The organism is Micromonospora sp. WMMD1219, from assembly GCF_049315215.1.
Lineage (GTDB): Bacteria > Actinomycetota > Actinomycetes > Mycobacteriales > Micromonosporaceae > Micromonospora > Micromonospora tulbaghiae.
In genome coordinates this window covers 5,788,760-5,805,189 of record NZ_CP186057.1, presented here as the reverse complement: position 1 = coordinate 5,805,189, position 16,430 = coordinate 5,788,760, and the positions used below count along the sequence as shown (strand labels likewise).

Here is a 16,430-nt window from a genome sequence, read left to right as displayed (position 1 = left end):
GGTACGACGACCATGACGGACACCTCGACGAACCAGCACACGACGGAGCAGCCCGCGCCGCCGGTGCCACGCTCGGCCGTACGGGCCCGCTGGTCGGTGGCGCTGCTCTTCGTCATCATGGGCCTGGCCATCGGCGGGTGGTCGGCCCGCGTGCCGGAGGTGCGGGACGCGGTCGGCGTCGGCAACACCGGCTGGGGCCTGGCCAACATCGCCACGAACGCCGGGGAGCTGGTCTCCCTGGTCGTGGTGGCGGTGCTGATCAGCCGGATCAACACCCGCCGGCTGGCGCTGGCCGGGGCCGCGCTGATCCTGGTCAACGCGCCGCTGCTGGCCGCGTCCACCACTGTGGTGGCGCTGGTCGGCGGGCTCGCGGTCTGGGGCTTCGCGGCGAACCTGCTGGCCACGCCGATGAACGCCCAGTCGGTCGAGGTGCAGAAGCGGTACGGGCGGCCCATCCTGTCCACCTTCCACGCCGGCTTCAGCATCGGCATGCTGGCCGGCGGCCTCTGCGGCACCGGCGCCGCGGCGATCGGGATGTCTCCGTCGGCGCAGATGGCGGTCACCAGCGTCCTGCTGGGCGCGCTGCTGGTCGGCACGCACCGCTGGCTGCCGGACACGCCCCGGCAGGAGACGAAGGACGGCGAGGAACGGCGACGGCTGCGCGACCGGTTCACCCCGCAGTTGCTGCTGCTCGCGGTGATCGCGTTCCTCGCCTCGTTCATCGAGATGGCCGGCGCACAGTGGAGCGCCCTGTACGCGACCGAGGTGGCCGGCGCCGCCGCGGTGCTCGCCGCGGCCACGTACACCTGCCTGTCGCTGGCGGCGACCGTCGCCCGGCTGTTCGGCGACCGGCTGGCCGGCCGGTTCGGGCGGATCCGCTTCGTCCGGCTGTCCGCGCTCGTCGCCACCGCCGGCGTGGCGCTGCCGGTGGCGTATCCCCATCCGGCCGCGGTGATGGCCGGCTTCGGACTGCTCGGCTTCGGCCTGGCGTGCGTGACCCCGACGGTGCTCGGCTTCGCCGGCGAGCAGCCCGGCCTCACCTCGGGTGAGGGCGTCTCGGTGGTGGCGATGGGCCAGTGGCCGGGCGCGTTGCTGGCGGCGCCGGTGATCGGCCTGCTCGCCGGTGCGCTGGACCTGCGCAGCGCGTTCGTGGTGGTGGCCGTGATGGCGGTCGCCGTGGTGGCGTTGATCGGGCGGGTCCGGGCGACGGCGTTGCCCGGCGAGAGCCCGGTCCCGCCCCGGCCGTGACGGCCGGGGCGGGGGCGGCGGTCAGAAGTCGTCGTCGAAGGTGACCGAGCCGGTCACCCCGACCTGGTACGCCGACACCCGGCGTTCGAAGAAGTTGGACAGCTCCTGCACGTCCTGCAACTCCATGAACGCGAACGGGTTGCCGCTGCCGTACATCGGGGCGATGCCGAGCACGGCGAGGCGCCGGTCGGCCACGTGCTGGAGGTACTCGCGCATGTCGGCCAGCGACATTCCGGGCACGCCCTGCCCGAGCAGGTCCTCGGCGAAGCTCACCTCGCACTCCACCGCCTCGGCCAGCATCTCCCGGACCTGCCGCTCCATCTCGTCGTCGAACAGGTCCGGCTCCTCGGCGCGTACGGTCTCCACCACGTCGAAGGCGAACGCCATGTGCATCGACTCGTCCCGGAACACCCAGTTGGTGCCGGAGGCCAGCCCGTTGAGCAGGCCCCGGGACCGCAGGAAGTAGACGTAGGCGAACGCGCCGTAGAAGAACAGCCCCTCGATGCACGCGGCGAAGCAGATCAGGTTGAGCAGGAACGCCCGCCGGTCCGCGCGGGTCCGCAGTTCCCGCAGCTCGAAGATCGAGTCGATCCACCGGAAGCAGAACTCGGCCTTGCGGGCGATCGACGGGATGTTCTCCACCGCGGCGAACGCGGCGAAGCGTTCCTTCTCGTCCGGCACGTACGTGTCCAGCAGGTTGAGGTAGAACTGGACGTGCACCGCCTCCTCGAACAGCTGCCGGGACAGGTAGAGCCGGCCCTCGGGGGAGTTGACGTGCTGGTAGAGGTTGAGCACCAGGTTGTTGGCGACGATGGTGTCGCCGGTGGCGAAGAACGCCACCAGCCGCGACACCAGGTGCCGTTCGGCGGGGGACAGCTTCGCCAGGTCGGCGAGGTCTCCGTGCAGGTCGACCTCCTCGACCGTCCAGGTGTTCTTGATGGCGTCCTTGAACCGGTCGAAGAAGCGCGGGTAGCGCATCGGCCGCAAGGTCAGGTCCATGCCGGGGTCGAGCAGCATGTGCCGGGTCGGTGCGGTGGTGGTCACTGGCATGCCTCGCAGCTCTCGGGGTTCTCCAGGGAACAGGCCAGCGCCTCGTCGTCGCTCACGGCGGAGACCACCCCGGAGACCGCGGCGAGCACCGGCGCGACGGTGGCCTGCTGGATGCGGGTGGCGGGACGGGAACGCAGGTAGTAGGTGGTCTTCAGCCCGGCCTTCCAGGCGTACAGGTACATCGAGGAGAGCTTGCCGATGGTCGGCGCGCTCAGGAACAGGTTCAGCGACTGGGACTGGTCGACGAAGGGCGCCCGCGCGGCGGCCAGGTCGATCAGCGCCCGCTGCGGCAGCTCCCAGGCGGTGCGGAACAGCTCCCGCACCGGCGCGGGCAGCTCGGTGATGTCCTGCACCGAGCCCTCGGCCCGCTTGATCCGGTCGCGGACCTGCGGCGTCCACAGCCCGCGCGCCTTCAGCTCCCGCACCAGGTACGTGTTGACCTGGAGGAACTCCCCGGACATGGTTTCGCGCTTGAACAGGTTGGACACCTGCGGCTCGACGCACTCGTAGCACCCGGCGATGGACGCGATGGTGGCGGTCGGCGCGATCGCCACCAGCAGCGAGTTGCGCAGCCCGTGCTCGGCGATCCGCTCGCGCAGCGCCGCCCACCGCTGCGTCTGCGCCGGCTCCGCGCCCCACAGGTCCGGGTGCAGGTCACCCTTGGCGGCCCGGGTCTGCGGGTACGCCGGATGCGGGCCGAACTGCTCGGCCAGCCCGGCGGAGGTCTCCAGCGCGGTCAGCAGGATCTCCTCCTGCACGCGGGTGGACAGCTCCCGGGCCTGGGCCGAGTCGAACGGCAGGCGCAGCGTGAAGAACGCGTCCTGCAGGCCCATCAACCCGAGCCCGACCGGCCGCCAGCGCGGGTTCGACGCCGCCGCCTGCTCGGCCGGGTAGTAGTTGATGTCGATCACCCGGTCGAGGAAGACCACAGCCGTACGCACGGTGGCGCGCAGCCGCTCCCAGTCCACCCCGTCGGCGGTGACGTGGGCGCCGAGGTTCACCGAGCCGAGGTTGCACACGGCGGTCTCGGTGTCGTCGTTCACCTCCAGGATCTCCGTGCACAGGTTGGACAGGTGGATCACGTTGCCCGGCTCACCGGTCTGGTTGGACAGCCGGTTCGCGGCGTCCTTGAACGTCATCCAGCCGTTGCCGGTCTGCGCGAGCGTGCGCATCATCCGCCCGTACAGGTCCCGGGCCCGCACCGTGCGGACCGCGTTCTTCTCGGCCGCCCGGTACGCGGCGTCGAACGCCTCGCCGTACAGGTCGGGCAGCTCCGGGGCGTCCGACGGGTCGACCAGCGACCACTCGCCGTCGGCCTCGACCCGGCGCATGAACTCGTCCGGGATCCAGTTGGCCAGGTTGAGGTTGTGCGTACGCCGCGACTCCTCGCCGGTGTTGTCCCGCAGCTCCAGGAACTCCTCCACGTCCGGGTGCCACGGCTCCAGGTAGACGCAGGCCGCGCCCTTGCGCCGGCCGCCCTGGTTGACCGCGGCCACCCCGGCGTCGAGCGTCTTGAGGAACGGCACGATGCCGTTGGACCGGCCGTTGGTGCCCCGGATCAGCGCGCCCCGGCCACGCACCCGCGACCAGGCGATGCCGATGCCGCCGGAGAACTTCGACAGCTTCGCCACCTGGTGGTACCGCTCGTAGATCGAGTCCAGCTCGTCGCGCGGCGAGTCGACCAGGAAGCACGACGACATCTGGGTGTGCCGGGTGCCGGAGTTGAACAGCGTGGGGGAGCTGGGCAGGTAGGCCAGACTGGACATCAGCCGGTAGAACCCGACCGCCTCGCCGGGGGTGCGGGACAGCCCGCAGGCCACCCGCAGCAGCCAGTACTGCGGCGTCTCCACCACCAGCCGCGTCTGCGGGTGCCGCAGCAGGTAGCGGTCGGCCACCGTGCGCAGTCCGAAGTACTCGAACCGCAGGTCGCCGTCCGGGTCCACGGCGTCGTCGAGCTTGCGGGCGTGCCGGGCCACGAACGCGGCCGTCTCGTCGCCGATCAGGCCCAGCCCGTGCGCGTACGCGATCGACTGGCTGAAGCTCGCCACGCCCTGGCCGCGGACCTCCTTGTCCACGTACGCGGCGAGCAGCCGCGCCGCCAGCTTCGAGTACTGCGGCTCCTCGCCGATCAGCTCCGCCGCGGTCTGGATCGACAACCGGTCCAGCTCGGCGGTGGTCGCCCCGTCGTAGAGCCCGCTTATCGTCTTGGTGGCCACCCGCAGCGGGTCCACCTCGTCCAGGTCGGCGACCCAGCGCTCGACCGCCCGGACGATCTTGTTGACGTCCACCGGCTCGGTGTCGCCGTCCCGCTTGCGTACCCGCATGGCCGGGCGGCGGGCCTCGGACCCGGCGGTCCCGGACGGGGGACTCTCCTGTACGACAGTCATGACCTCTCCTCGCTGTCACCGTCTGGAGACGGCGGGAGACGCCAACGGGCGCGGCACGGCCGGCCCGGCTGCTGGCGTCGGTCGTCCCGCGCGACCTCCGACCGCCGTACGCCGGAGGCGCACGGCGCGCTGGCAGGTCTTCGGACTCGCGGGCCCGACCGGGGTCGCCGGTCGCCTACCGGCCGTCGCTTCCCAGGCCGGTGGCCCAGTGCTGTTGACGGCTGTCGTTCCCACTCACCGCTGCGGGGCAGTCCCGGACTTCCACCGGGTTCCCTCTTGCCTCGGCCCCGCCCCGGAGGGTTCGGCCGAACCAGCTGCGGCACCACCATATATGGCGGTGAGGGCTTGCGTGCAACACCAGATGTCGTGTCGGCGTGTCGGAATGATCTCACCGTCCACAGTGCCCACCCCCGATTCGGGCGCGGCCCGGCGGGAGCGATACTCGGCGGTATGGGGAATACCGGGCGCCGCTGGGCGTGGGTGGCGGTCCTGCTCGTCGGCGTCGGGCTCCACCTGCTGGTGCTGGAGACACTCGCCGGCACCGGGACCGTCACGTTCGTACCGGCGCTGATCGTGCTCGGCGCGTCCGTCGCACCCGCCACGTTCCTGGCCTTCGCCCAGGGACGGCCGGCCCGCCGCCCGGTCCCCGGCTCCGTCGTCGGCGTCGCCGCGCTCCTCGGCGGTGTGATCGGCGTGGTCGCCGCCGGCTGGCTGGAGTACGGCACCCTGCACCGCCTCGGCGTCCTGCCGATGGCGCTCGTCGGCCTGGCCGAGGAGACCGCCAAGCTGATCGTGCCGGCCGGCATCCTCCTGCTGTGGCGGCGGCACCCGTCCCCGGCGCAGGGGCTGGTGATCGGCGTGGCCTCCGGCGCCGGGTTCGCCGCGCTGGAGACCATGGGCTACGCGTTCGCCGCGTTCGTCGGGTCGGAGGGCAACCTCGGCGCGGTCGAGCGGACGCTGCTGGTACGCGGTCTCACCGCGCCCGCCGCGCACCTGGCGTGGACCGGGCTGACCGCCGCCGCGCTGTTCACGTTCGCCGCCGCGCCCGGCGGCCGCAGACTGGCGGCGTTCCTGCTCACCTTCGCCGCCGCCGTCACGCTGCACACCTGCTGGGACACGTTCGGCACCCAGCCCGCGTACGTGTTCATCGGCGGCGTGTCACTGGGCTGGGTGCTGCTGCGCCTGCACCTGGACCGCGAGCGTCCGCCGGCGTCCGGGACGCCGCCGGCGTCGAACCGGGACCGGCCTCATGATCATCGCCAGTTCGCCGAGGTGGCGGGGTCGGAGCACTTCTGATGCCGCCACCCCGGCGTGGTGGAGTCGATCAACCGGCCTGGGCATCGCCGACCCCCGACGCGTCTCAGCCGGCGGCCAGCCGGACGCCGAGCGCGACGAAGGCGACAGCGCAGAGCCGGTCGACACGCCGCGACCAGCGGCTGTCGCCCCACCGGCCGGCGAACCGCCCGGCGCCCACCCCGAGCGCCAGGTCCACGGTGAGCTGCACCGCGACGAACATCGCACCGAGCAGCACCAGTTGCGCCGCCACCGGACCCGCCTCGGGCCGGACGAACTGCGGCAGGAACGCCACGCTGAACAGGATCATCTTCGGGTTGAGCAGGTTCGTCAGCAGCCCGCGCCGGAACGCCCGCCCGGCGCCGCCGTCCGGCCGGTCCGCCGGGGCGCGCCGGCCCGTGCCGCGCAGCGCCCGCAGGCCCAGCACGATCAGGTACGCCGCACCGGCCCACCGGATCGCGGTGAACAGCACCGGGGACGCGGCGATGACGGTGGCGAGCCCGGCCACCACGGCGGCGACGTGCACCGCCTCCCCGGCGGCGACCCCGAGCGCGGCCACCGCGCCGGCCCGCGGGCCGTACCGGGTGGCGTTCGCGAGCACGAACATCATGTCCGGCCCCGGGGTGAGCATGAGCACCACGATCGCGGCGAGGTAACCGGCGAGCGTGGCCGCCGACAGTCCGAGCACCGCTCAGCCCTCCCCGGCGCCGTCGAGCAGCGCCCGGCGCAGCGCCAGCCGGTGTTCGCGCCGGATCTGCGCCTCCCGGTAGCGCCGCCGGTCACCGTCGGTCTCGGCGTGCAGCGGCGGCACCGGCCGGGGCTGCCCGTCGTCGTCGACCGCCACCATCACCAGGTGCGCGGTGGCGACGTCGACCGGCGGCACCGCGCGGTCCCACCGGTCCGCGCTGACCTTCACCGCCACCTCCATCGAGCTGCGGCCGGCCCAGGTGATCCGGGCGTCCACGTGGACCACGTCCCCGACGCGTACCGCACGCAGGAACGCGGTCTCGTCGATGGCGGCGGTGACGGCCGGTCCGTCGGAGTGGCGGGCGGCGACCACGCCGGCGACCGAGTCGATCAGGTTGAGGATGCGCCCGCCGTGGACCGTGCCCATCAGGTTGGTGTGGTGCTGGTCCATGATCTGCGACAGGGTCAGGTGCGAGGCCGACGGTGGTCGGCCGGTGAGCGTGATGGTGTCGGGCACTGTGCGGTTCCGTCCTCGCAGAAGCGGACCGCCGACCGGCCGGGGTGTGCACGTCGAGGACACGCCGACGGCCCTGCGCACGACGTGTCACCCGCCCGACCCACCCGCGAGGTCGACGGCGGCGCGCACCGGTGGTACGCGCGACGCGGGCAGGTCTTCGGACTCGCGGGCGTGACACGAGGTCGCCTACTGGCCGTCGCTTCCCAGGCCGTGGCCCAGTGCTGTTGACGGCTGTCGTTCCCACTCACCGCTGCGGGGCAGTCCCGGATTCCCACCGGGTTCCCTCTTACGACACCCGGCCGTCGCCGACCGGGTGAACCAGCGCTTCCCGCAGCGTAGCCCAGCGTCCGAGGCCGGCGGCAACAGGCGTCAGGCCGGCGCCGATCCCGTCACAGCGGCAAGCGGCGCCGCGCCGAACGACACCGCGAACCGCTTGCACCAGATCGACACGCTGCGCAGACCGTCCAGGTCCACCGACGCCGGGACGTCGTACGCCTGGTCGCCGACGTTGCCCTTGAGCCGGCCCAGCTCGACCCAGCGGCCGTCGTCGAACACCTGCCAGCCGGCCCGGCCGGGCAGCACCTTCCGGTCGGTGAGCCATACCCGCAGGTCGGGTCCGTCCGAGGTGTCCAGTCCCCGCAGCAGAAGCTGCCGGCGGCCGTCCGCGAGGCGGACCAGCTGCGCCCGGCCGGACGTGTCGTGCTCGTGGGTGACGAAGTCACCGGCGGCGAGCACCACGTCGGCGGGCGGTGCGCCGGTCGGCGACGAGCTGGCAGTGCCGGTCGCCGGTGGGCCGGTCGTGCCGGCCGGCTGCGGCTCCGCCACTGTGGGCAGCGCCTCGCGCACCTCGCGGTCGGTCACCAGCCGCCACGGCTGGAACAGGTACAGGCTCACCCCGAGACCGGTGACGGCCACGACGGCGAGCACCGACAACACCACACGTCTTCTGCCCATGCCCCGACGGTAGGCGCGGACCCGGCGGAAAGATCTTTCCGTCCGCTTACGGCTCGACCGCGGGCCGCCGCACCGGAGGGCCAGTGGGTAGCGTCTGGCCCATGGGGCGCTACGTGCTCGTCGTCGACGACGACCGGACGGTGAGCGACGTCGTCCGGCGCTACCTGGAGCAGGACGGCTGCCGGGTCCGGCTGTCCTTCGACGGGCCGGACGCGCTCGCCGCGGCCGAGGAGGAGCCACCCGACCTGGTGGTCCTCGACCTGATGATGCCGGGTCTCGACGGCATCGAGGTGTGCCGGCGGCTGCGTCGCCGGCTGCCCGGCCTGCCCGTGGTCATGCTCACCGCGCTCGGGGACGAGGCCGACCGGGTCGCCGGGCTGGAGGTCGGCGCGGACGACTACGTGACCAAGCCGTTCTCGCCGCGCGAACTCGTGCTGCGCATCAGGTCGGTGCTCCGGCGTGCCGCCCCGCAGGACCGAGGGCCGACCGGGGTGCTGCGCGACGGGGACCTCACCGCGGACACCGACCGGCGCGTCGCCGATCGCGGCGGGCAGCCGCTGTCGCTGACCGTACGGGAGTTCGACCTGCTCGCGTTCCTGCTGGCGAACCCGGGACGCGCCTGGTCGCGGGCCGAGCTGCTGGACCGCGTGTGGGGCTGGCGGTTCGGTGACCAGTCCACTGTCACCGTCCACGTCCGGCGGTTGCGGGAGAAGATCGAGGACCACCCGGCGCAGCCCCGCCGCATCGTCACCGTGTGGGGCGTCGGCTACCGGTACGAGCCGTCGGACGCGTCCCGGTGAACGAGCTGCTGGTCATCGGGCTCTACGCCCTCCTCGCCGGCGCGGTCGTCGGCGCGCTCGGCGTCGGCGCGCTGCGGCTGGTGCGCCACCGGTCGATCCTCGCGCACATCGCGGTGCTGCTCGCGGTCACGATCGCCTCGGTGACGGCGGGCGTCACGGCCGTCGCCCAGGCCATGTTCCTGTCCGCGCACGACCTCCAGGTCGTCCTCGTCACGGTCGCGGCGTCCGCGGCGGTCAGCCTGGCCGTCGGGGTGGCGTTCGCCCGCCGGCTGGCGCAGGCGGCGGTCTGGGCCGACCAGGCCCGGCAGCGGGAACGGCAGCTGGAGGCCGGCCGCCGCGAGCTGGTCGCGTGGGTCTCGCACGACCTGCGTACGCCGCTGGCCGGGCTGCGGGCGATGGCGGAGGCGCTGGAGGACCGGGTGGTCGACGAGCCGGCGGCGGTGGCCGAGTACCACCGCCGGATCCGGGTCGAGACGGATCGGATGACCCGCCTGGTCGACGACCTGTTCGAGCTGTCCCGGATCAACGCCGGAGCGCTGCGGCCCGCGCTGTCCCCGGTGCCGCTCGGCGACGTTGTCTCCGACGCGATCGCCGCCACCGCGCCGCTGGCCGCCGACCGGCGGGTCCGGGTGCTCGCCCCGGAGACCGGCTGGCCGACCGTCCGGGCCGCCGAGGCCGAACTCGCCCGGGTCGTGACGAACCTGCTGGTCAACTCCGTTCGGTACACGCCACCGGACGGCACCGTGCGCATCGACGCCGGCCGGGACGACGACGACGCGTGGCTCGCCGTCTCCGACACCTGCGGCGGCATTCCCGAGGCGGACCTGCCCCGGGTGTTCGACGTGGCGTTCCGGGGCACCCGGGCCCGTACCCCCGCACCGGCCGGCGCCGACGAGGCGGCGCCGGCCGGAGGCGGTCTGGGCCTGGCGATCGTGCGGGGACTGGTCGAGGCGCACGGCGGGCGGGTGCACGCGCACAACGTGACCGGCGGGTGCCGGTTCGTCGTCCGCCTGCCGGCGGTCTGACCGCCCGGGGTCGCCGCCGCCGACGGGCGCGGCGGGCCGGTCAGCCGGCGTCCGGGGGACCGGTCTCCACCAGGCGTCCCTCGGTCAGGCGCAGCCAGCGGCCGACGTTGATCGCGGCGAGGAACCGCTCGTCGTGGCTCACCACCAGCAGTGCGCCCCGGTAGGCGTTGAGCGCGCTCTCCAGCTGACCGACGCTGACCAGATCGAGGTTGTTCGTCGGCTCGTCGAGCAGCAGGAGCTGTGGCGCCGGTTCGGCGCCGAGCACGCAGGCGAGCGTGGCGCGCAGCCGCTCGCCGCCGGAGAGCACTCCCACCGGCAGGTGCGAGCTCGGGCCGCGGAACAGGAAGCGGGCGAGCAGGTTCATCCGCTGCGCGTCGGGGGCCTGCGGCGCGAACACGGCGAGGTTCTCCGCCACGGTACGGTCCAGGTCCAGCAGGTCCAGCCGCTGCGACAGGTACGCGATCCGGCCCTCGGCGCGGGTGATCCGGCCGCTCTCGGGCTCCAGGTCGCCGTCGATCAGGCGCAGCAGCGTCGACTTGCCCGCGCCGTTGGCGCCGAGCAGGGCGATCCGCTCCGGGCCACGGATCGTCAGGTCGACACCGTCGGCGGCGAACAGCGACCGCTCGCCGTGCCGGACCCGGACCCGTTCGGCGGTCAGCAGCGTGCGTCCGGCCGGCACAGTGGTGGCGGGCAGCTCCACGGTGATCGTCTTCTCGTTGCGCAGCGCCCGCTCGGCCTCGTCGAGGCGGGCCCGGGCGTCGTCGACCCGCCCGGAGTGCATCTCGTTCGCCTTGCCCGCGGCCACCTGAGCGTTCCGCTTCAGGCCGCCGGCGACGATCCTCGCCAGCCCCGCGTTCTTCAGGTTGCGGGCGGCATTCCCGGCCCGCCGGGCCGCCCGCTCACGGGCCTCCTGCAACTCCCGCTTCTCCCGCTTGAGCTCCTGTTCGGCGCTGCGGACGTTCTTCTCCGCCACCTCCTGCGCGGCCCGCACCGCCGCCTCGTACGAGGTGAAGTTCCCGCCGTGGAAGCGCACCTCACCGCGGTCCAGCTCGGCGATGCGCTCCATCCGGTCCAGCAGCGCCCGGTCGTGACTGACCAGCAGCAGGCAGCCGTTCCACTGCTCCAGCACGTCGTAGAGCCGGTGCCGGGCGTCGAGGTCGAGGTTGTTCGTCGGCTCGTCCAGCAGCAGCACGTCGGGCTGCTTGAGCAGTTGCGCCGCCAGGCCGAGGGAGACCACCTGCCCACCGCTGAGCGTGTCCAGGCGGCGGTCGAAGGCGAGGTCGCCGAGCCCGAGCCGGTCGAGCTGGGCCCGGGTGCGTTCCTCGATGTCCCAGTCGCTGCCGATGGTGGTGAAGTGCTTCTCGTCGGCGTCGCCGGCCTCGATGGCGTGCAGCGCCGCGATCAGCGGGGCGATCTCCAGCACCTCGGCCACCGTCAGGCCGGCGGCCAGCGGCAGGCTCTGCGGGAGGTAGCCCAGCACGCCGTCGACGGTGATCGACCCGGCGGTGGGCCGGCGCTCACCGGCGATCAGCTTGAGCAGCGTGCTCTTGCCGGCGCCGTTCGGCGCGACCAGGCCGGTACGGCCGCCGCCGAGCGTGAAGGAGAGGTCCTGGAAGACCGGGGTGTCGTCCGGCCAGGAGAAGGTCAGGTTCGAGCAGACGATGAAGGAATGGGACATCGGGAAGACAACCTCGGAGTGAGGGCAGGCGGACCGGAGCCGCCCGGCAGGGGGACATGGTCTTGGAGAACGACGAGGCGACCACGGCGAACGGCGCTGATCCGCGCGCGCCGGTGGTCTGTCACATGCCCGGGCTCACCCGGAGATGTCGTCGTCACCCGCCATGTCTGATCTCCCTGCTTGCCAGTCCTGGACTGGATCACTCCGCTCCACCGTAGCACCGACGACGCTCGCCGGCCGGTCCCGCACACGGGCGTGCCGGAACCGGCAGGCACCGAGCAGCGCGTGACCTGCGTTACCTCTCGCCGAGACGGGAATGTGATCACCGGAGGCGTATTTGACTCAGGGTGTGAGTGCCGCACCCTCTCGCGCCCGGCCGCACGCCGACCGGGCCGGGACGCCCCAGAAGACCGATGCCACCCCGACGCCCACCCCGGGCGACCTGATGAGCCGCAGTCAGCGGCTCAAGCTCGTGCTGGTCCTCGGCTCGCTGATCGCTGTGGGTCCGCTGACCATCGACATGTACCTGCCCGCGCTGCCCGCCATCGTCAGCGACTTCGCGACCACGTCGGCGGCGGTCCAGCTGACGCTCACCGGCACGCTCGCCGGGCTCGCCATCGGGCAGTTGCTGATCGGGCCGCTGTCGGACGCGGTCGGGCGGCGCCGCCCGCTGATCGCCGGTCTCCTGCTGCACATCCTGGCGTCGGCGCTGTGTGTGGTCGCCCCGAACGTCGCCGTCCTCGGCGTCCTGCGCGTCGTGCAGGGCCTCGGTGTCGCCGCGACCGCCGTGGTGGCGATGGCGGTGGTGCGTGACCTGTTCAGCGGGTCGGCGTTCGCCACGATGCTGTCCCGGCTGCTGCTGGTGATGGGTGCGGCGCCGGTCCTCGCCCCGACGCTGGGCGGCGGCGTGCTGCGGTGGACCGACTGGCGCGGCGTCTTCGTGGTCCTGGCCGTCTTCGGGGTGCTGCTCGTCGCGCTGGCCACGCTCGCGCTGCCTGAGACGCTCCCACCCGCACGTCGCCAGCGCGGCGGCGTCGTCGCGACCGTGAAGACGTACGGCGGGCTGCTGCGGGACCGGGTCTTCGTCGGCCTGGTCCTGGTCGCCGGGCTCGCCATGGCCGCGCTGTTCGCGTACGTCGCGGGTTCGTCGTTCGTCCTCCAGGACACCTACGGGCTCGACGAGCAGGAGTTCGGCCTGGCGTTCGGCGCGGGCGCGGTGGGCCTGATCGGCGCCACCCAGTACAACGTGCGGCTGCTGCGCCGCTACCCGTCGCAGTGGATCCTGGTGACGTCGCTGGCGGCGGGCACGGTGGCCGGGCTGGCCCTGGTGGTGTTCGCCGCGACCGGCTTCGGTGGGCTGCCCGCCCTGCTCGTGTCGCTGTGGCTGGTGCTGGCGGCGGCGGGCCTGGCCATGCCGAACGCCCCGGCGCTGGCGCTGTCCCGCCACGGCGAGGCCGCCGGCACCGCGTCCGCCCTGCTCGGTGCGGTGCAGTTCGGCGTGGGCGCGGTGGCCGCGCCGCTGGTGGGCGTGCTCGGCACCGGCGCGGTGGCGATGGCCCTGGTGGTGGCCGGCGGGATGGTGGCGGCACTGCTGGTGCTGCTGGTCGTCGTCCGGCCGTCCCAGCTCGCCGGCCTGGAGGCGGTGCCGGCGGTCGCTGTCGCGCACTGACCCGGCCGCCCCGGATCGCGCCGGGTGCGCGTGGTGCCTACGCTGCTGCCATGAGCGCCCCGGCCCGCATCCTGGTCGAGGGCATCCACGGCTCCGGCAAGTCGACGCTCGCCGCGCATCTGGCGCAGCGGTTCGGCCTGCCCTGGCATCCGGTGGACGACCTGCTGTGGGAGCCGGGCTGGGTCGAGGTGCCGGTGGCCGAGCAGCGTCGCCGGATCGAGGCGGTCTGCCGGCGCGACAGGTGGATCGTCGACGGCGCGTACCACGGCTGGCGGGACGTGGTCCTGGGTCGCGCCGACCTGGTGATCGGCCTGGACTACCCGCGCGGCGTCTCGTTCCGGCGGCTGCTGCGGCGCACGCGGCGGCGGCTGGCGAGCGGCGAGCTGATCTGCAACGGCAACCGGGAGACGCTGCGCAGCGTGCTGTCCCGCGACTCGATCCTGGTGTGGCACCTGACCGGATTCGGCCGGGCGCGGCGGCGGATGCGGGCCTGGGCGGCCGACCCGGCCGGGCCGCCGGTGCTGCTGTTCGACGACCCGGCCGCTCTCGACGACTGGCTGGCGCGCGGAGCGCCGGTGACACCGTGGGCCGGGCCGGACCGGGGTGGCCCGCGGCCGCTGACGTGACTACATCGGGAAGCGGCCCTGACGCCACTGCCAGTGCCGGCCCGCCCGCATGTGGTCGATCACCGCGCGCTGGAGCACGGTGCGGCGCGGCAGCCGGTCCAGCGGCGTGCTGAGGCTGCGGAACACGAACCGCAGCACCTCGACGTCGCCGTCCGGGGTGTCCTGCTCCTGGTGGGGCTCAAGCGTGAACCGCCGCTGGAACCGGATGATGTTGGAGTCCTCCGGCAGGTATTCGCGCAACTGCGGGTCGAGCAGCCAGGAGCCGCAGGAGAACGCGGCGTAGTGCTCGCCGGGGAAGTGGCGCGGGAAGAACGCGCGTGCCCGCTCCAGCGACGCGTCGACCGCCTCCGGGGTCAGCGGTCCCGAGTCCGGGATGTGCAGGCCGATCGCGCCGTCGTCGCCGCGCTGGTGCTGCAGTCGGCCCAGGTCGTAGAGGCCACCGCGGGCGTGCAACGTCAGCCAGCACTGCATGATCGGCCAGCCCTCGCCGTTCATCCGCCTGTCGACGGCGAGGTTGTTGCCCAGGTCGGCAAGCGTCGCCCAGGACACGTCGTCGGGGACGCCGTGGTCGCCGTGGTAGGCCCGGACGACGTCGACCAGGGCGAGGTAGGCGTAGGCGTAGAGGTGCCGCCAGGCCGGACCGCGGTCCCGGGGCAGCGCCGGGCCGGGCGGCAGCCAGGCGAAGCCGCCGAGGTCGGCGCGGACCAGGGCGATCGAGCGGTCCAGCAACCAGCGCAGCTCCGGGGTCCACAGTGGCGAACCGGGTTCCGGCCAGCCGGCGAGGATCTCGGCGGCGTCGTCGGGGCGCACCGCGAGCCGGTCCAGCAGCGCTGGCGCGTCCGCCCGGGAGGGCAGCGGCGCGGAGGGCAGGTCACCGGCGAGCCGGTGCACCCGGTCGACCTCCTCGGCGGGCACGCCGAGCCGGCCGGCGACGTCATCGACATCCATGGCGGTGACGCTACCGGCCGGCGTCCGCCCCGACAGCCCCGTGCGGTGCTCAGCGTCGTTGCTGGCACGGCACGCAGAAGCGGGCCGAGGGCAGGATCTCCAGGCGGGCGGTCGGGATGTCCTGCCCGCATCGCTCGCAGACGCCGTACGTGCCCTCGGACATCCGCTTCAGTGCCTGGGCGGTGTCCGCGACCCCCTGCCGGGCGGTCTCGATCAGCCGGCGCAGCGTGTCCGGGTCGTGCCCGCCGTAGTCGGGCTGCCGCGTGTGCAGCGTCAGCTCGGTGAGCTGGTCGGTGTACTCGCCGAACTGCCGGTCCAGCAGTTCGCGCAGCGTGTCGGTGCGGTTGAGGGCGTGCGTCATGATCAGGCGCTCCTTTCCGGGCGGCGCTCGGTGTCGTGCGGGTGTCGCAGGGCCGAGATGGCGGCCATCCCGGCGCCGGTCAGCGCGGCGGTACGGGGTGACGCGGCGCGGTGCACAGTCGCGCCGAGCGTGGCGACCAGGCGGGCCGTCACGTCGGGCCGGGTGGCGCCGTCACCGATGACGATCGGGCCACGGGCCAGCGCGGCGCGGACCTGGGGCCGCAGCGCCGCGTCCTGACGCAGCTCGCGTACCAGCCGGGAGGTGGTGTCGGCGAGCATGGCGGCGGTCGTCGCGTGGTTCAGGTCCCGGGTGCCGGCCTCGGCCCGCCGGGCGGCCACCACCCGGCCGTCCTCCAGCAGCGCCACCTCGGTGAGCTGGGCGCCGATGTCGGCGACCAGCAGGGTGCCGGCGGCGGCACCGGCGCCGATGGCGCCCGCCCGGACGCTGTCGAGGAACAGCAGCCGGGACGGCGCGAGCACGGCGGTGAGCACCCGGCGGGTCGCCTCCTGCTCGGCCGGCGCGGCGAGCACCGGACGGCAGGCCACGACCAGCGCGCCGACCGGCACCGGGGTGCGGTGGTCGCGCAGGATCTGCCGCAGCTCGGAGACGCAGGCCGGACCGTCGACGATCCGGCCACGCCGCACGACCGGGCTGCGCAGGCCGTGGCCGAGCGGGACGCTCAGCGTCCGGCCCGGTCCCAGCCAGATCCGCAGCAGGCTGCTGCCGAGGTCCACGGCGAGCGGCGCCGCGTCGACTGTGACCGGCGGGCGGCTGCCGTGGGAGCGGCCGATCAGCATGCCGGTACGGGCCGGAGGACGAATGGCTGTGACAGGGTGCGGCATACCGACCTCTTTCGGATCAGGGTGCCCAACGGGCGGTGGACGGTGCGGGGAAGGGGCGTGGCCGGGGCAGCGGGCGTCGGATTCACTCGACGACGCCGGCGGCCGGGGGCTCAGACGCGCTTCTGGTCGCCGCTCGCAGATCGGGACGCGACGAGTCCGGCGAACACCGGTGGTGGAGCCATCGACGTGCGGGTCATGCTCACCACCTCCTCGCTGCTCGGGTACCGCCTCGGACCTCCAGCGTCGCCGGGAACACCACGCGCGGCAGTGCACGCCACCGGCCAACAACGGGAGCAATGATTGCCGGTGGCCGGAACCCGGATCCGCCCATACCCCGTGGCTATG

General features: G+C 73.6%; 15 protein-coding genes and 2 riboswitches. Of the genes, 6 read left to right on the top strand and 9 right to left on the bottom strand.

Going from position 1 to position 16,430, the window contains the following annotated elements:
• Positions 1–12: 12 nt before the first annotated feature.
• Positions 13–1,248, top strand: a complete 1,236-nt coding sequence (locus tag ACN27C_RS27170) for an MFS transporter (RefSeq protein ID WP_121684151.1) — start codon at positions 13–15, stop codon at positions 1,246–1,248.
• Positions 1,249–1,269: 21 nt separating this feature from the next.
• On the opposite strand, the gene ACN27C_RS27165 is transcribed toward ACN27C_RS27170, so the two are convergent.
• Together ACN27C_RS27165 and ACN27C_RS27160 are read right to left on the bottom strand one after the other, a co-directional pair.
• Entirely contained in the window at positions 1,270–2,298 is a 1,029-nt protein-coding gene (locus ACN27C_RS27165; RefSeq protein ID WP_278090614.1) for a ribonucleotide-diphosphate reductase subunit beta, read from the bottom strand.
• Positions 2,289–4,685, bottom strand: a complete 2,397-nt coding sequence (locus ACN27C_RS27160) for a ribonucleoside-diphosphate reductase subunit alpha (RefSeq protein ID WP_422749019.1) — start codon at positions 4,683–4,685, stop codon at positions 2,289–2,291. The genes ACN27C_RS27165 and ACN27C_RS27160 overlap by 10 nt, the downstream gene beginning before the upstream one ends.
• A 114-nt stretch (positions 4,686–4,799) precedes the next feature.
• A riboswitch (cobalamin riboswitch) is annotated at positions 4,800–5,016 on the bottom strand.
• 119 nt (positions 5,017–5,135) lie between these two features.
• Between ACN27C_RS27160 and ACN27C_RS27155 the strand changes: the two genes are divergently transcribed.
• Positions 5,136–5,981 (top strand): PrsW family intramembrane metalloprotease, encoded by an 846-nt coding sequence (locus ACN27C_RS27155; RefSeq protein WP_252448787.1) that lies wholly within the window; start codon positions 5,136–5,138, stop codon positions 5,979–5,981.
• Positions 5,982–6,045: 64 nt separating this feature from the next.
• Here ACN27C_RS27155 and ACN27C_RS27150 read toward each other — a convergent pair whose 3' ends face one another.
• The 3 genes from ACN27C_RS27150 to ACN27C_RS27140 form a co-directional block, all read right to left on the bottom strand.
• Positions 6,046–6,666 (bottom strand): LysE family translocator, encoded by a 621-nt coding sequence (locus ACN27C_RS27150; RefSeq protein WP_358173506.1) that lies wholly within the window; start codon positions 6,664–6,666, stop codon positions 6,046–6,048.
• A 3-nt stretch (positions 6,667–6,669) separates the two neighbouring features.
• Complete coding sequence (locus ACN27C_RS27145; RefSeq protein ID WP_030268885.1) at positions 6,670–7,182, bottom strand: acyl-CoA thioesterase; 513 nt, start codon at positions 7,180–7,182, stop codon at positions 6,670–6,672.
• A gap of 131 nt (positions 7,183–7,313) precedes the next feature.
• A riboswitch (cobalamin riboswitch) is annotated at positions 7,314–7,520 on the bottom strand.
• A gap of 31 nt (positions 7,521–7,551) precedes the next feature.
• A complete protein-coding gene (locus ACN27C_RS27140; RefSeq protein WP_422749016.1) occupies positions 7,552–8,136 on the bottom strand; it encodes a DM13 domain-containing protein in 585 nt (194 codons plus the stop codon).
• Positions 8,137–8,237: 101 nt separating this feature from the next.
• On the opposite strand from ACN27C_RS27140, the gene ACN27C_RS27135 reads away from it, so the two are divergent.
• Both ACN27C_RS27135 and ACN27C_RS27130 read left to right on the top strand, forming a co-directional pair.
• Positions 8,238–8,936, top strand: a complete 699-nt coding sequence (locus tag ACN27C_RS27135) for a response regulator transcription factor (RefSeq protein WP_120570328.1) — start codon at positions 8,238–8,240, stop codon at positions 8,934–8,936.
• Complete coding sequence (locus ACN27C_RS27130; RefSeq protein WP_121684077.1) at positions 8,933–9,961, top strand: sensor histidine kinase; 1,029 nt, start codon at positions 8,933–8,935, stop codon at positions 9,959–9,961. The genes ACN27C_RS27135 and ACN27C_RS27130 overlap by 4 nt, the downstream gene beginning before the upstream one ends.
• A 40-nt stretch (positions 9,962–10,001) precedes the next feature.
• On the opposite strand, the gene abc-f is transcribed toward ACN27C_RS27130, so the two are convergent.
• On the bottom strand, positions 10,002–11,639 hold the full coding sequence (gene abc-f / locus ACN27C_RS27125; protein WP_422749013.1) for a ribosomal protection-like ABC-F family protein: 1,638 nt from the start codon (positions 11,637–11,639) through the stop codon (positions 10,002–10,004).
• Positions 11,640–12,084: 445 nt separating this feature from the next.
• On the opposite strand from abc-f, the gene ACN27C_RS27120 reads away from it, so the two are divergent.
• Positions 12,085–13,308 (top strand): multidrug effflux MFS transporter, encoded by a 1,224-nt coding sequence (locus tag ACN27C_RS27120; RefSeq protein ID WP_121684075.1) that lies wholly within the window; start codon positions 12,085–12,087, stop codon positions 13,306–13,308.
• A gap of 50 nt (positions 13,309–13,358) precedes the next feature.
• The gene (locus tag ACN27C_RS27115; protein WP_120570324.1) at positions 13,359–13,934 is read left to right on the top strand and encodes an adenylate kinase; all 576 of its coding nucleotides are present in this window, start codon (positions 13,359–13,361) and stop codon (positions 13,932–13,934) included.
• Here ACN27C_RS27115 and ACN27C_RS27110 read toward each other — a convergent pair whose 3' ends face one another.
• From ACN27C_RS27110 to ACN27C_RS27100, 3 genes are read right to left on the bottom strand one after another with little or no spacing between them, the layout of a single operon-like run.
• Entirely contained in the window at positions 13,935–14,882 is a 948-nt protein-coding gene (locus ACN27C_RS27110; RefSeq protein WP_422749011.1) for an acyltransferase domain-containing protein, read from the bottom strand.
• Positions 14,883–14,931: 49 nt separating this feature from the next.
• Positions 14,932–15,243 carry a TraR/DksA family transcriptional regulator gene (locus tag ACN27C_RS27105; RefSeq protein WP_358173479.1) on the bottom strand — a complete coding sequence of 104 codons (312 nt, stop codon included), beginning with the start codon at positions 15,241–15,243 and terminating at the stop codon, positions 14,932–14,934.
• A 2-nt stretch (positions 15,244–15,245) separates the two neighbouring features.
• Entirely contained in the window at positions 15,246–16,085 is an 840-nt protein-coding gene (locus tag ACN27C_RS27100; RefSeq protein ID WP_120570321.1) for a rod shape-determining protein, read from the bottom strand.
• Between the last annotated feature and the right edge of the window lie 345 nt (positions 16,086–16,430).